This window comes from Dietzia sp. B44, from assembly GCF_014145245.1.
GTDB classification, from domain to species: Bacteria; Actinomycetota; Actinomycetes; order Mycobacteriales; family Mycobacteriaceae; genus Dietzia; species Dietzia natronolimnaea.
Map to the genome: position 1 here is coordinate 209 of NZ_JAALEF010000507.1, position 14363 is coordinate 14571.

The following is a 14363-nucleotide window of genomic DNA, read 5'->3' on the forward strand; positions in this document are numbered from 1 at the left end:
CCAGAAAGCCGCGAGGCCGCTCGCGTCACCTGTGGGTGTCGACGCGCTCGATCCGGCCCCCCAGGGACCGCACCTTCTCGAGGAAGTCCGGGTACCCGCGGTCGATGTGGAAGATCTCGCAGACCTCGGTCACGGCGTCCCCGCACATCCCGGCGAGGACCAGGCCCGCGCCGGCGCGGATGTCACTGGCCCACACGGTCGCGGAGTCCAGGCGTTCACGGCCCCGGATCTTTGCGTGGTGCCCGTCGGTCTCGGCATCGACTCCCATGCGCACCATCTCCTCGACGAAGCGGAATCGTGCCTCGAAGAGGTTCTCGGTGATCACGGACGCGCCGTCCGCCACGGAGGCGAGGGCGATCGCCATCGGCTGGAGGTCGGTCGGGAAGCCGGGGAACGGCAGGGTCCGCACGTCCCGCGCGCGGGGACGTCCCTCCTGGATGACCCGGACCCAGTCCGGACCGGTCGAGACCTGCGCCCCCGCACCGCGGAGGTTCTCCAGCACCACGTGGATGAACATGGGATCGATGCCGGTGACGGTCACGTCTCCCCGCGTCATCACGGCGCCCATCGCCCAGGTGGCGGCGACGATCCGGTCCCCTATCACCCGGTGACTCACCGGCGTCAGTGTCTCGACACCGTCGATGGTGATGGTGCTCGTCCCGGCCCCGCTGATGCGGGCACCCATCTTGGACAACAGGTCACAGATGTCGACGATCTCTGGTTCCCGGGCGGCGTTGACCAGCGTCGAGGTCCCGCGGGCCAGAACCGCGCCGAACAGAAATGTCTCCGTGGCACCCACGGAGGGGAACGCGAGCGTGTACCTGGCGCCCGTCAGCTCGGTTGCCTCGGCGACCAGTCGGCCGTGATCCATCCTCGTGGTGGCGCCCAGCTTCTCGAGCGCCTCGCGGTGCCAGTTGAGTGGCCGGTCCCCGATCGCGTCTCCGCCCGGCATCGCCAGCTCGGCACGGTGGTAGCGACCGACGAGGGGCCCGAGGATGCAGACGGATGCCCGCAGTCGCTGCGCGGCTTTGTCGTCCGAGACGTGCCCCAGGTCCGCCGGCGTGTCGATCACCACCGTTCCGCCCGAGATCTCGACGGTGCACCCCAGGTGCCGCAGCACGTCGGCCATCGCGGGCACGTCGGAGATGTCCGGGCAGTTGGTCAGTGTGGTCCGCCCCTCCGCCATCAGTGCCACCGCCATCAACTTGAGCACGCTGTTCTTGGCGCCGGCGACAGAGACCTCGCCGGCCAGTCTGGTGCCGCCGGTGACGAGGAAGCTCTCCTCGCGGGACGTGGGGTTACCGCTCACGCGTCCACCTTAGGCGAGAACCGGGGCGACCAGCGGAGCCCGCGCACCCTCGGGGCCATGCGAACAGGCGAGGCGACCACGGCAACGCGCGACCGGGCGGGGCGACCACGCGACCGCTCGACCGCGTACGCGTAGGTTGGCGTCATGGCTGTGCATCTCACCAAGATCTATACCCGGACCGGCGACGACGGCACCACGGGACTGTCCGACTTCTCCCGGGTGAGCAAGAACGACGCCCGACTGGACGCCTACGCGGACTGCGACGAGGCCAATGCCGCCCTGGGGGTAGCCCTGACCTGCGGCGATCTCGACAGCCGCATCGCCTCCGTGCTCCGGGTCGTACAGAACGACCTCTTCGACGCCGGGGCCGACCTCTCCACTCCTGTTGTCGAGGCCCCCGAGTACCCCCCGTTGCGGATCGATCAGTCCTACATCGAGCGACTGGAGGGGTGGATCGACGAGTTCAACGCCGAACTCGCCGACCTGACCTCGTTCATCCTGCCCGGTGGAACCCCCGGCGCCGCCCACCTGCACGTCGCCCGGACGGTGGTGAGGCGCGCCGAGCGAGCCGCCTGGGCCGCCGTCGAGGCATACCCCGAAACCACGTCCGTGCTGCCGGCCAAGTATCTCAACCGCCTGTCGGACCTTCTGTTCGTCCTGGGACGGGTGGCCAATCCGGAGGGCGACGTCCTCTGGGTTCCCGGCGGCGAGCGCGGCGCCGATCGCGGCTGATTAATCCGGAGCTCCCGGACACCGGCCGCAGTGCCAGAGCCGCTCTCCTGCGCCCGAGCCGCTCCGCTGTCCCCGAACCGCTCCGCTGTCCCCGAACCGCCGTGCCCGAGCGTGCAGCCGCCCCGGGGGTCAGGGCAGAACGCCCATCCGACGCGCCGCGTTGACCGCCTCGAATCTGGTGTGCGCATCGAGTTTGCGCATGACCGAGCGCAGGTAGCTCTTCACCGTCTCCGCACCGATCCCCATGTCGGCGGCCGTCTCGATGTTCGTCTTGCCCTGCGCGACGCAGGCCAACACGTCGAGCTCGCGGCGCGACAGGCGTGCCGTGGGCATCTCCGGCGGCGGGGAGACCATCTCGGCGCAGATCCGTTCGAGCTCGGCACGCACGTCCGGGTCCTCGGTCCGGGAGGCCAGCATCCGCAGCCGGGCATGGGTGTCGCGCATGCGCTCGTTGGACAGGACATCGTCCCAGCGCCCCTCACCCGCTCCCGGGCCCATCGGGGCCGCGCCCCGGGCCGCGAGGGCGTCGTTGACCGCGATCTCCTGCTCGAGGGCGCGGGCCGTGGCCGCCATCTGGTTGAGGACCTTCTCGCCGAAACGGACCGAGGAGTGCACGCCGGCGTAGAGCACGGCCCGCACGTCCTTGCCCACCACGACCGGGATCGCCGCCATCGACCGCAACCCCTCGGACAGCACGGGCAGGTCGTACTCGTGGGTGATCACCCCGGCGCGCGGATAGTCGGCCACCCCGACCGGCTTCCCGGTGGCCATGACCCGACCACCGACGCCGGCGCCGTAGTGCACGGTGAGGTCCTTCATCGCCGAGGTGCGCATCCCGAGGGACTCGGAGAGCACGAGGGTGTGGCCCTCTCCGACGACCCCACCGATGGTCACCGGGATGCCCGTGGCCTCCCGCAGGGCGGAGATCGCGCTGCGGACGGACGCCAGATCACGCCGACGCCGCTGCGCATCGCTCGCGGCACTCCCGGCTACACCACGGCCGGCATTCTCCTCGTCCATGAGGTCTCCTCCCACGTCCGTGGCATACCCCCACCGCGAGTAGGGGACGACCCCCCGCAAGTGCCACACATCACCCTCGTCAGCGCCACTATACGCACGTGGCCGGGCTGATGCCGATCCCAGTCGGCCGCCGACGACCGATGTCCCCGGGGGTGCCCCACCCCGCTTCCCAACCGGAGTGCACTCAGGGAGTGAAAGCTGGATCGAATGCCTCGGGGTCCTCGGGATCCGCCAGCATCGCGGCCGCTCCGGTGAGGGGTGCGACGCGCTGTTCGTCGTAGATCCACTCCTCGACGTCACTGGAGTCCGGGTCGCCCACGAGGTACGGGTGCAGGCCCAGATCGGCGTCCGCGTCGACCGCCTCCCCCGGCGCCAGCACGGAGTCGTCGAGGAATCGTGTCACCTCGTCGTCGTCGAGATCGACGCCGATCACCACCATCCCCTCGGTGCCCTCTCCGCCCGCACGGAGCTCGAGCCGGCGCCCCACCAGCGCGACCTCGTAGCGCCGTGGTCCGTCGGCGGTGCCCAGGGTCACCGTGCCCTTGGCGCGGTAGGCACCGGTCGGCGGCGAGGCGAGCGCGGACAGGAACCGGCGGGGGTGGAGGGGACCGGACGGGATCACGGTGAACGCCCGGTAGCCGTCGTGGAGATGGTCGTGGTCGTGCGGGTGGGCAGGGCCGTCCGACGGCTCCCGGCCGTCCTCCGACCCGGCGGCGGTGTCCCGGTCCGGCTCCATCCCCAGCAGCAGACCCGTCGGCACGGCCGCCCGGACCGCGGGCAGGACGGCGACCCGGGGGGCGTGCCGGCGGATCGTGTCGCGGATGCGGTCGAATCGAGCGCGGTCCACGAGATCGCATTTGTTGACCACCACGAGGTCCGCCTCCGCCAGGTGCGCCGTCAACCGCGGGTGCCGCGCCAGGGCGTCGTCGAGCCCTTCGGCGTCGACGACCTGGACCATCCCCGCGTGCCGCACCACCTCGCGCGGCACCTCGTGGACCATGCGCGACAGGATCGCCGGCTCCGCCAGCCCGCTGGCCTCGATCACCGCCAGGTCGAGCCCGTGCTCGGGGTCGGCCAGACCGGCCAGGGTCTCTCCCAGCTCGCTCGCGTCGACCTCGCAGCAGACACACCCGTTGGCCAACGAGATCATCGAGTCCACGCGCCCCGCGACCGACGTGGCGTCCACGTCGATCTCGCCGAAGTCGTTGACGATCGCGCCGATGCGCAGGCCCGGCGTGCCGGACAGCAGGTGGTTGAGCAGCGTGGTCTTGCCGGCACCCAGGTAACCGGTGAGGACCAACACGGGCAGGGGCTCACCGGGGGCGCGGCGGGCGTCCCCGCTCACGCCACCGCCCCCGGCGAGATGCCCGTGCGTGGGCTGGTCCCTCAGCGGCGCCACTCGGGCTTCCGCTTCTCGGCGAACGCCGACATCCCCTCGGTCTGGTCCTCGGTGGCGAAGAGCGCGTAGAAGGCGTTCTGCTCCGCGAGCAGCCCCTCCTCGAGCGTGGTCTCGAAGGACCGGTTGACTGCCTGCTTCGCCGCGATGGCGGTGGTCTTGCTCATCGAGGCGATCTTCCCGGCGACCTTCATGGTCTCGTCGAGCAGGTCCGCGGCGGGGACGACGCGGGTGACCAGGCCGGAGCGCTCCGCCTCGTCCGCGTCCATCTGTCGGCCGGTGAGGCACAGGTCCATGGCCTTGGCCTTGCCCACCGCGCGCGTGAGCCGCTGCGAGCCGCCCATGCCCGGGATGACGCCGAGGGTGATCTCGGGCTGGCCGAACTTGGCGTTGTCACCGGCGATGATCATGTCGCACATCATGGCCAGCTCGCACCCGCCGCCGAGGGCGAACCCGGACACGGCCGCGATGATCGGCGTGCGCGCGGCGGTGAGTCGCTTCCAGTCGCCGAAGTAGCGCTCGAGGTAGATCCCGGGGTAGCTCTTGTCCTTCATCTCCTTGATGTCGGCGCCGGCCGCGAAGGCCTTCTCCGAACCGGTGATGACGATGCAGCCGACGCCGGGGTCGGAGTCGAGACCCTCCACGGCCTCGACGACCTCTTTCTCCATGCCGCTGCTCAGCGCGTTGAGCGCCTTGGGTCGGTGCAGCGTGATGACCGCGACGCGGTCGCTCTGCTCCACCAGGATGTTCTCGAACTGCTTCTCGGTCACGGACATCGCGTGCTCCAGTCTGCGTCAGGGGATACTTGGACTTCCTTGTAAAAAGTCTCCGGGGCCGATGCTAGCCGGTCATCTGGCGAGCGGTCCCCCGTTCCACAGCCCCGACCGTACGGCCTCACCGTGGTCGATGGTCGCCTCCCGGGCCGCGGGCACCAACGGCTCGTACCGCACCAGCGAACCCCAGTCCCGTGACCAGTCGTGCTCCAGATAGGTCGGCACGGTCTCGCCGGCCAGGAGCAACTCGATGAACCCGAGGGGCCCGCCACCGTCCCACGCCTGCCAGGTGTTGGTGGAACTCACCGCGAGGTCGCGATCCGGCAGGACCCGGTACTCGGGCAGCTCGTGGATACCGGCGTACTCCTCGAACGGTCGCAGACACGGGGTGTGGAAGGCCACCGCCCAGTCGGGGAGCACCGGGCGGGAGTCACCGACGAGCTCCTGCATGGTGACCAGTTCCGGCATGCGCGGCGGGGTGAACGCGATCCACCGCGACGGGTCCGGGTCCAGGTCGCGCACCACGAGCCGGATCGCCGTGGCGTCGGCGGGCAGGGTGTCGACGGGCACGCGCAGGTTCCGCCAGGACGGCGCCGGACCGATGTCGACGGGCAGGACCGAGCCGGTCGGCTCGAACCGGTCGGCTGCAGTGGCGAACTCCACGCGGATCGCGTCCGGCGCGAACGAGCCGGCCACGGCGATCGTGATGAGCGGGCTCTCCTCGTCCCGTTCGGGGAGCCGGTACCAGTCCGTGGTGGTCTCGGCGTTGAACTGCGGGCCGGTCTGGTAGCTGCCGAGCACGGGGACGCGGGCCGGGTCGAGACCGAAGGGCAGGACGGCGTGACTGCCGTTGATGCCCTCCCCCGCGCGCACTCCGCCCTCGGTGCCGGCGGTGGTGGCGGTGGCGTCGGAGTCCTCCCCGGTGCCCGGGGTGTCGGTGTCCACGGCCTGGGTGGCGGTGAGGTCGGTGGGGATGCCGTCGGGGATGAACTCCACCGGCTGCGCGCCCGCCTCGAGCTGGTCACGGGGGTCACCGACCGGGGCGAGCAGTCCCGCGTTGGCGTCGGGCTCGGCGAGCACCATGTCGGCGATACCGCACGGCTCCCCGGACAGCACCCGCAGGTTCTGCAGGCCGACCGAGTAGGCGGGGTACTGGTTGCGGACCGCGGCGGCCATGGAGGCCACGATGACGACGACGACGAGGGCCGCCGCGAGCCCGAGTGGGGCGTGCGAGACCTCTCGCAGGACCCTGACGACCGGGCCGCGATCGGCAACGGCGGGCCCCGACCCCGTGGGCCGCACGAACGGCTCCCGGTAGTGCAGGACCAGCGCGAGCAGGAGCGCGATGACCATCAGCCCGAGGAATACCGAGGAGAACGTGATCCCGGCGATCGAGGGCTGCACGCCACCCCACGGGATGCCGTAGATCGAGATGTACCACCAGCCGTTGGTGGAGGTGAAGCTCAGGGCCAGGACGAAGAACACCGCGGCGAGGAACAGCATCCGGTTGCGCAGCGACCGGGTGGCCGCCGGCAGGACGGCCATGGTCACCAGGGCCGCCAGCGCGGCGCCGATCGTGGCGAACGCACCGAAGTGGTGGGTCCACTTGGTGGGGTTGAGCGCCATGAACGCGATCGACATGGCGGCCAGACCCACGATCCGTCGGGCGGGGCCCACGGCCACGCCGGGGATCCGCCCCTTGCGGAACAGGATCGCGGCGCACGTGATCAGCGACAGGAACATCGCCAGGACCGCGAACCGGCGGGCCAGGGACCCGTCCGGCGTCGGGTTCATGAGCCACTCGTACCGCCACACCTCCTCGAACCAGCGCCCGGTGGGGCCGACGTCGCCGAGCAGCGCCGACGACTGCAGCGTGGTCACCAGGGGCTGGTCCAGGAAGATCAGGTGCAGCACGCCGAGACCGGCGGCGAACAGGGGGGCCACCGTCGGGATCCAGCCGTCGCGCCGTGCCCGCCGGATCACCAGCAGCAACAGCGGGCGGGAGGCCGCGATGATCGCCGCGATGCAGAAGGTGCCCGTGGGCGCCGCGGACAGGGTGAGCCCGCCGATGATGAAGCCTGTGGCCGCGGGCAACAGCCTGCCGGTGGCCAGGGCGCGCTCCAGCGAGACCCAGGTGGCCAACACACCGAAGGCCACGATCGGCTCGGGGCGCAGCCCGTTGTTGTAGGTGAGCCAGAACGCGAGGAACACCGCGGCGGTACTCCACCGGACGGCCGACGCACGGCGGGCGGCGATGCCCAGTCGCGGGATCACCTCGCGGGACAGCAGCATCCACGACGCGATCCCCAGCAGCAACGCCGGCAGGCGCAGCCACATACTGCCCACGGTGACGGTGCTGATCGCCGTGTACAGGTAGTACGGCATCCCGAACGGCGCGTACGGGGCGCCGTAGTACCGGAACACCTCCGGCATGTAGCCGCTTGAGACGGCGGCGCGCGCCTCGGTGAGGATGTACCCGTCATCCGCCGTGTTGGCCCCGATCACGTGCCAGACCAGGAGCGTGGCCACGACCACCAGGTCCAGGGGACGGGGCTTCCACCACCCGCGCGGCAGCACCCGTCGTCCGACGCGTCCGTCGCGCAGGTCGAGTCGGTGCAGGGCGACCAGCGCCACGACGATCGCGAGGATCCCGACCACGATCGCGATCTGCTTGATCACGGTCGCCTGCGTGGTGTAGCGGGAGTCGACGGTGATGTCGACGGACATCCCCTCGGGCGCCGGCCCCTGCAGATCAGTGAAGACCCCGACGACCTGCGGCCGCAGATCCTGGTCGATCCGCCCGCCCACCTCCCCGTCGTCCGAGGCGAGACCGACGAACTCCGCGCCGATCGAACCGGAGTCGGCCACGACGCGGATCACCGAGCACGCCCCGGGTGAGGCGACCGCGTCAGTGGGGGCGGCCGCGACCAGCACGTTCCGGCTGCGCACCTCGACGGTGGGGCCGGCCACGGACACCACGAGCGCACGCGCGCCCGCGTTCTCTCCCGCCTGTCGGGGCGCCGTGGACACGAGCACCCCGTCCTCACGGCCCTGGTCCCGGAGCTCCCCCACCGCCGCGCACGGGACGTCCACCGCCAGGTCGAGCGGGTAGTAGGCCACGAGGGGCGCCGTCACCGGGTCGAGGGTCCCGGCCTCCGGCCAGCTGATCGTCGAGGTGGTCTGGGTGACCGGGAGCAGCGGGACGATGATCGCGAGGAGGATCCCGACCAGGCCGCTGACCGCGGCGACTATCCCCCACCGGGTTCCTGTACGGGACCTGTCCGGCACGTCACGGACCTCGGTGGCAGTCGATGGCATGGCGTCCACGCTATAACGACCGACGGGGGTTCCCCGAAACGACGAACGCGCCGGAGGGAAACCCTCCGACGCGCTGCGCTCTCGGTGGCCAGAGTCGGGATCGAACCGACGACCTTCCGCTTTTCAGGCGGACGCTCGTACCAACTGAGCTACCTGGCCATAAGACCACCGGCGCATCCGGTAAACCGAATGCGCCGGTTGTCTCCTGCGACCCTGACGGGACTCGAACCCGCGACCTCCGCCGTGACAGGGCGGCGCGCTAACCAACTGCGCCACAGGGCCGTGCTTTTCGCACGAGACAGAACAGTAATCGACGCCCACGCCGGACGCAAATCGCGGGACCGGCGGTGGTTCCGGGGCAGCTCGGAACGGGTTCGGCGGATCCCGGTGGCGACGCCCGGGGCGCCAGAGAGGGGGCCGACGACACCCGGCCCGCAGACGAGGGAATCGTCGACACCGTGCCCGCAGATGGTCGACACCGTGCCCGCAGATGAGAGAAGTCCCGGCCACCGACGAACGGTGACCGGGACTCCTGACCTCGTACCCCCTACGGGATTCGAACCCGCGCTGCCGGCGTGAAAGGCCGGTGTCCTAGGCCGCTAAACGAAGGGGGCGTACGCCACGTCCGGGATCGCCGGGCCGCAGCGGGTTCGAGTTTAGGGCACGGCCCAGCAGACGTCTAAACCAACCACGCCCGAGCCGACGCCCGTCGGCGCGAACGGGGACGGTATCGTGACCGACGCCCCTATAGCTCAGTTGGTAGAGCTACGGACTTTTAATCCGCAGGTCGTCGGTTCGAGCCCGACTGGGGGCACCACGATCGGCCGGGCGGCACAGGGCGCCCCCATTGGACCTGCCCGCCCCGCGCTGGGACACTCGGATCATGTCCGCACCCACCGCCACCGGCGGGCCCGCCCTGCGCATCGGCCCCCTCGAGCTCGCCTCACCGGTCGTCCTGGCGCCGATGGCGGGCGTCACCAATGTCGCCTTCCGCACGCTGTGCCGCGAACTCGAACGTGAGCAGCAGGGTTCGGTGTCCGGGCTCTACGTCTGCGAGATGGTGACGGCGCGGGCGCTCGTCGAACGCCAGCCGGGAACCCTGCACATGGCCACGTTCGCGCCCGACGAGTCCCCGCGCAGCCTGCAGCTGTACACGGTGGACGCCGAGTACACCTACGCGGCCGCCAAGATGATCGTCGACGAGGACCTGGCGGACCACATCGACATCAACTTCGGGTGCCCGGTCCCCAAGGTCACCCGACGCGGCGGCGGGTCGGCGATCCCCTACAAGCGGCGGCTGTTCCGCTCCATCGTCGCAGCGGCGGTCCGGGCCACCGAGGGCACCGATATCCCGGTCACGGTGAAGATGCGGGTGGGGATCGACGACGAGCACCACACCCATCTCGACGCCGGCCGCATCGCCGTCGACGAGGGCGCCAGGGCCGTCGCCCTGCACGCACGGACCGCCGCCCAGCGGTACTCCGGCGAGGCGGACTGGTCGCAGATCTCCCGCCTGGTCGAGCACATCGGCGAGGTCTCTGATGTCCCGGTGCTGGGCAACGGCGACATTTTCTCCGCCGAGGACGCCGTCCGGATGCGGGAGCAGACCGGGTGCGAGGGCGTCGTGATCGGCCGGGGCTGTCTGGGCCGGCCGTGGCTCTTCTCCGAGCTCGCCGCCACCCTCGACGGGCGCGAGGCACCGGCCCCGCCCACGCTCGGCGAGGTCGGCCGCATCATGTACCGCCACGGCGAACTCCTCGCCGAACACCACGGTGAGAACAAGGGCATGCGCGACATCCGCAAACACGTGGCGTGGTACCTGCGGGGGTTCCCTGCCGGCTCGGGCAAGCGGGTGGCCCTGGCAGCCGTCCGCACCCTGGACGACCTCGCGGAGATGCTCGCCGATCTCCCCGCCGACGAGCCCTTCCCCGCGGACGGGTACGGCCCGCGCGGCCGCCAGGGATCGCCCTCCCGGGTTCTCCTGCCCGAGGGGTGGTTGGACGATCCGGAGGACGACGCGGTGGCTCTCGAGGGTGCGGACGCGGAGAACTCGGGCGGCTGAACCGGCGCCTCCGGCACCGGCGCGGATGACGTGTCCCCCTGTTCATCGGCCGTTCATCGCCGGTATCGATAGTGCGGTTGACATGCCCGTATGCTGGTTCACATGCGTCTCGTCTACTCTGAAGAACTCGCGGATCTGGCCACCTCGATGGCCCGGATGTGCTCCCTCGCCACCGACGACATGGAGCTGGCGACCCACGCCCTCCTCCAGGTCGACCTCGTGGCCGCCGAGAGGGTTCTCCAGTCCTCGACGGAGATGTCCCGGCTGGCGACCGAGAACGAGGAACGCGGGTTCGCGCTCCTGGCCCTCCAGGCGCCGGTCGCCCGTGATCTCCGGCAGGTGGTCACCTCCATCCAGCTCGTCCAGGACCTCACCCGGATGGGCACGCTGGCAGGGCACGTCGCCAAGATCGTCCGCCGGAGGCATCCGGAGAGCGTGCTCCCGGAGCCCGTCAACGGGTACTTCGCCGAGATGGGCCGGGTCGCGGTCTCGCTCGGCCGGTCCGCCACCGAGGTGCTGCTCAACCGGGACGCCGAGCAGGCCGCCACCCTGGCCCAACAGGATGACGCCGTCGACGACCTCCGCCGCCACCTGTTCACCCTGCTCACCGTGCGCGAGTGGAAGTGGGGAGTGGCGTCGGCGGTCGACGTCACCCTCCTCGGTCGCTACTACGAGCGGTTCGCGGACCACGCGGTGGAGGTGGCCCAGCGCGTGATCTTCCTCGCCACCGGCGAGTACGCCACCCTGGCGGAGGACGATCCCGAGCACTCCTCCGCCTCCAACGAGGAGCTGGTCCGCCGCTTCAACGAGACCGACAGGTCGTTGACGCACCGCGTCTCGGGGGACGACCCGGGGAAATCCGGACCCAGCTGACAGCCGGCCGGGCCGCGACGACGAGCGCCCCGGTACCCGCCTCGTGGGCGGGTACCGGGGCGCTCGGCTATATCCGGCGGCTCAGCCGAATCGGCCGGAGACGTAGTCCTCGGTCTGCTTGTGGTCCGGGTTCGAGAAGATCTTCTCCGTCGAGTTGACCTCCACCAGCTGGCCCGGCATGCCGGTGGCCTCGAGCGAGAAGAACGCGGTCTGATCGGACACGCGCGCCGCCTGCTGCATGTTGTGCGTCACGATCACGATGGTGAACTCGCTCTTGAGCTCGGCGATGAGGTCCTCCACCGCGAGGGTGGAGATGGGGTCGAGCGCGGAGCAGGGCTCGTCCATGAGCAGGACCTGGGGCTCGATGGCGATCGCGCGGGCGATACACAGGCGCTGCTGCTGACCGCCGGAGAGCCCCCCGCCCGGCTTGTCCAGTCGATCCTTGACCTCGTTCCACAGATTGGCGCCGCGCAGCGACTTCTCGGCCACCTCGTCCAGGGTCTTCTTGTTCCTGACGCCCTGGAGCCTGAGACCGGCGGTGACGTTCTCCTTGATCGACATCGTCGGGAACGGGTTGGGCCGCTGGAACACCATGCCGATGGTCCGTCGGACGGCGACGGGGTCCACCTTCTTGTCGTAGATGTCCACGCCGTCGAGCTTGATGGATCCCGTGGCGTACGCGCCCGCGATCTCCTCGTGCATGCGGTTGAGCGAGCGGAGCACGGTGGACTTGCCGCAGCCGGACGGGCCGATGAACGCGGTCACCGAGCGCGGGGGGACGTGGAGGTCGACGTCCTTCACGGCGTGGAAGTCACCGTAGAAGATGTCGACGTTCTCGAGGTCGAGTCGCTTGGCCATGACGGGGTCCTTACTTGGTCTTCGGCGCGAGCGCCTTGGAGGCGAACGTGGCGAGGACGTTCGCCAGCGCGATGATGATGATCAGGGTGAGGGCGGCGCCCCAGATCCGGTACTGGCCGGCTTCCGTCGGGTTCGAGAGCTGGTTGAAGATCAGCAGCGGCAGCGAGGCCATGTTGCCCTCGAAGAGGCTGTAGTTGAAGCTCGCCGTGTACCCCACGAGGATCAGTACCGGGGCGGTCTCGCCCATCACCCGGGCGATCGAGAGGAACACCCCGGAGATCATGCCCGACAGCGCGGTCGGGACCACGATGCTGACGATGGTCTTCCACTTGGGCACGCCGAGCGCGTAGGACGCCTCACGGAGCTCGTCCGGGACGAGCTTGAGCATCTCCTCGGTGGAGCGCACGATCAGCGGCAGCATGAGCAACACCAGCGCCAGGCTCACCGCGAACGCGCTGAGCTGGAACCTCAGCACCGAGACCCAGACGCCGAAGATGAAGATGGCGGCCACGACCGAGGGCACGCCCGCGAGCACGTCGACCATGAAGGTGGTCGGCTTGGCCAGCCTCGACTCGGGGTACTCGACCAGCATGATGCCCGCCGCCACCCCCAGCGGGATCGAGATGACCGCGGCGATGATCGCCTGGACGAGGCTGCCGTAGATGGCGTGCCCCACACCGCCACCCATCGAGGACGGGGAGACGAGGAAGAACGAGTTCGTCCACCAGGTGGGGTTGATGACCGCGGGGATACCGGACTCGATCACCTTGTAGAGCAGCGCCACCAGCGGGATGACGGCCAGCACGAAGCACAGCGAGAAGATCACCGTCGCCGCCCTGTCCTTGATCCTGCGGCTGCCGGCGATCGGCAGGAACGTGTCCGACGGCTTGGCGGGCTTGGCGAGGTCGGGAGTTGCCTGGGTCATCAGCCGTTGACCTTTCCACCGGACACGGAGCGTGCGATGAGGTTGACGAAGAAGGTGAGGATGAAGAGCACGAGACCCGCCGCGATGTAGGCACCGGTCGGCAGCGGGTGGTTGAACTCGGCCGCGCCCGACGCGATCTTGGAGGCGAACGTGAAGCCGCCGTCGAAGAGCGACAGCGTGCCGGGGGCGCTCGCGGCCCGCAGGATGATGAGGACCGCGACGGTCTCGCCGAGCGCCCGGCCGAGCGCGAGCATGGAGCCCGCGATCATGCCGGACTTGGCGTAGGGGAAGCACGTCATCCGGATCTTCTCCCACTTGGTGGCGCCCAGGGCGAGGGCGGCCTCCTGGTGGAGCGAGGGGGTCTGGCGGATGGTCTCGCGCGACATCGAGGTGATGATCGGCAGGATCATGATCGCCAGGACCACCCCGGCGGTGAAGATGGTCCCGCCGCCGGCGATCGACACGTTGCCGTCGCCGAAGAGGAAGATCCATCCGAGGTTCTCGTTGAGCCACGTGGACAACGGGACCAACAACGGCCCGAGCACGATCAGGCCCCACATGCCGTAGATGATCGACGGGACCGCCGCGAGCAGGTCGATGAGCGCCGACAGCGACCTCGACAGCCGGGCCGGTGCGTACTGCACGAGGAACGTCGCGATGCCGATGGACACCGGAACGGCGAGGAACAACGCGAAGAGCGAGCTCAGCACGGTCACCCTGAACATGTCGAGGATGCCGAACCGCATGTTGTCCGGATCGCTCGTGTTCCACTCGGACGACGTGAGGAAGTTGACGTTGTTCGCCAGGAGGGAGGGCGTCGCCTGCATGACCAGGACGATCGCGATCAGGGCGATGAGAGCGACGATGACGGCGCCGGCCGCCACCGTGACGCCCCGGAACACCGCGTCCGCCTTCTGCGAGGACCGGCCCTCGAGGAGGTCGCCCTTGGCGCCCTTCTCCGTATCCGGCACCGACCCCGAGCTGCCGGGGAGCCCGCCGGACTGCCCGGTGTTCCGGTCGGCGTGGCGGTCGACGGATTCGTGAACTGTCATGGGACCTTCAGTCGCTCGGGGGATGAGATGGCCGGTCACCGGCTC

Annotated in this window: 11 protein-coding genes and 4 tRNA genes; 4 read left to right on the forward strand and 11 right to left on the reverse strand. The window is 70.0% G+C overall.

Annotated features, from left to right (window positions below; all coding sequences use genetic code 11):
• Window positions 1-25 precede the first annotated feature (25 nt).
• Window positions 26-1309, reverse strand: a complete 1284-nt coding sequence (murA, locus tag G6017_RS15190) for a UDP-N-acetylglucosamine 1-carboxyvinyltransferase (protein ID WP_179524634.1) — start codon at window positions 1307-1309, stop codon at window positions 26-28.
• A gap of 144 nt (window positions 1310-1453) precedes the next feature.
• Here murA and G6017_RS15195 point away from each other — a divergent pair, with 144 nt between their 5' ends.
• Complete coding sequence (locus G6017_RS15195; protein WP_182618097.1) at window positions 1454-2041, forward strand: cob(I)yrinic acid a,c-diamide adenosyltransferase; 588 nt, start codon at window positions 1454-1456, stop codon at window positions 2039-2041.
• A gap of 129 nt (window positions 2042-2170) precedes the next feature.
• Here G6017_RS15195 and G6017_RS15200 read toward each other — a convergent pair whose 3' ends face one another.
• The 7 genes from G6017_RS15200 to G6017_RS15230 all read right to left on the reverse strand — a co-directional run bounded on the left by G6017_RS15200 (window position 2171) and on the right by G6017_RS15230 (window position 9162).
• Window positions 2171-3061 (reverse strand): LuxR C-terminal-related transcriptional regulator, encoded by an 891-nt coding sequence (locus G6017_RS15200; protein ID WP_179524632.1) that lies wholly within the window; start codon window positions 3059-3061, stop codon window positions 2171-2173.
• A 184-nt stretch (window positions 3062-3245) separates the two neighbouring features.
• On the reverse strand, window positions 3246-4460 hold the full coding sequence (locus tag G6017_RS15205; RefSeq protein WP_182618098.1) for a GTP-binding protein: 1215 nt from the start codon (window positions 4458-4460) through the stop codon (window positions 3246-3248).
• The gene (locus tag G6017_RS15210) at window positions 4448-5233 is read right to left on the reverse strand and encodes an enoyl-CoA hydratase (RefSeq protein ID WP_179524630.1); all 786 of its coding nucleotides are present in this window, start codon (window positions 5231-5233) and stop codon (window positions 4448-4450) included. Before G6017_RS15210 ends, G6017_RS15205 begins: the two co-directional genes overlap by 13 nt.
• Window positions 5234-5305: 72 nt before the next feature.
• A complete protein-coding gene (locus G6017_RS15215) occupies window positions 5306-8548 on the reverse strand; it encodes an arabinosyltransferase domain-containing protein (protein ID WP_182618100.1) in 3243 nt (1080 codons plus the stop codon).
• 85 nt (window positions 8549-8633) lie between these two features.
• Window positions 8634-8707, reverse strand: a tRNA-Phe gene (locus tag G6017_RS15220).
• A 49-nt stretch (window positions 8708-8756) separates the two neighbouring features.
• Window positions 8757-8830, reverse strand: a tRNA-Asp gene (locus tag G6017_RS15225).
• Window positions 8831-9089: 259 nt separating this feature from the next.
• A tRNA-Glu gene (locus G6017_RS15230) sits at window positions 9090-9162 on the reverse strand.
• Window positions 9163-9289: 127 nt separating this feature from the next.
• Here G6017_RS15230 and G6017_RS15235 point away from each other — a divergent pair.
• From G6017_RS15235 to phoU, 3 genes are all read left to right on the forward strand, one after another.
• Window positions 9290-9365: transfer RNA gene (locus tag G6017_RS15235), tRNA-Lys, on the forward strand.
• Window positions 9366-9431: 66 nt separating this feature from the next.
• The gene (dusB, locus tag G6017_RS15240; RefSeq protein ID WP_182611014.1) at window positions 9432-10610 is read left to right on the forward strand and encodes a tRNA dihydrouridine synthase DusB; all 1179 of its coding nucleotides are present in this window, start codon (window positions 9432-9434) and stop codon (window positions 10608-10610) included.
• Between the two features lie 102 nt (window positions 10611-10712).
• Window positions 10713-11483 (forward strand): phosphate signaling complex protein PhoU, encoded by a 771-nt coding sequence (gene phoU, locus G6017_RS15245; RefSeq protein ID WP_182618102.1) that lies wholly within the window; start codon window positions 10713-10715, stop codon window positions 11481-11483.
• 81 nt (window positions 11484-11564) lie between these two features.
• Here the strand turns inward: phoU and pstB are convergent, their stop codons facing one another.
• The 3 genes from pstB to pstC are packed head-to-tail and all read right to left on the reverse strand — an operon-like array spanning window position 11565 to window position 14318.
• The gene (gene pstB, locus G6017_RS15250; protein WP_179524626.1) at window positions 11565-12341 is read right to left on the reverse strand and encodes a phosphate ABC transporter ATP-binding protein PstB; all 777 of its coding nucleotides are present in this window, start codon (window positions 12339-12341) and stop codon (window positions 11565-11567) included.
• Between the two features lie 10 nt (window positions 12342-12351).
• Window positions 12352-13266 (reverse strand): phosphate ABC transporter permease PstA, encoded by a 915-nt coding sequence (pstA, locus tag G6017_RS15255; RefSeq protein WP_179524625.1) that lies wholly within the window; start codon window positions 13264-13266, stop codon window positions 12352-12354.
• A complete protein-coding gene (pstC, locus tag G6017_RS15260; RefSeq protein WP_182618104.1) occupies window positions 13266-14318 on the reverse strand; it encodes a phosphate ABC transporter permease subunit PstC in 1053 nt (350 codons plus the stop codon). Before pstC ends, pstA begins: the two co-directional genes overlap by 1 nt.
• Between the last annotated feature and the right edge of the window lie 45 nt (window positions 14319-14363).

What these genes read in the sequence shown, in the direction of transcription:
- G6017_RS15195 (WP_182618097.1), top strand. Translation starts at nt 1,454, where the DNA reads ATGGCTGTGCATCTCACCAAGATCTATACCCGGACCGGCGACGACGGC.
- G6017_RS15200 (WP_179524632.1), bottom strand. Translation starts at nt 3,061, where the DNA reads ATGGACGAGGAGAATGCCGGCCGTGGTGTAGCCGGGAGTGCCGCGAGC.
- G6017_RS15210 (WP_179524630.1), bottom strand. Translation starts at nt 5,233, where the DNA reads ATGTCCGTGACCGAGAAGCAGTTCGAGAACATCCTGGTGGAGCAGAGC.
- G6017_RS15215 (WP_182618100.1), bottom strand. Translation starts at nt 8,548, where the DNA reads ATGCCATCGACTGCCACCGAGGTCCGTGACGTGCCGGACAGGTCCCGT.
- dusB (WP_182611014.1), top strand. Translation starts at nt 9,432, where the DNA reads ATGTCCGCACCCACCGCCACCGGCGGGCCCGCCCTGCGCATCGGCCCC.
- phoU (WP_182618102.1), top strand. Translation starts at nt 10,713, where the DNA reads ATGCGTCTCGTCTACTCTGAAGAACTCGCGGATCTGGCCACCTCGATG.
- pstB (WP_179524626.1), bottom strand. Translation starts at nt 12,341, where the DNA reads ATGGCCAAGCGACTCGACCTCGAGAACGTCGACATCTTCTACGGTGAC.
- pstA (WP_179524625.1), bottom strand. Translation starts at nt 13,266, where the DNA reads ATGACCCAGGCAACTCCCGACCTCGCCAAGCCCGCCAAGCCGTCGGAC.
- pstC (WP_182618104.1), bottom strand. Translation starts at nt 14,318, where the DNA reads ATGACAGTTCACGAATCCGTCGACCGCCACGCCGACCGGAACACCGGG.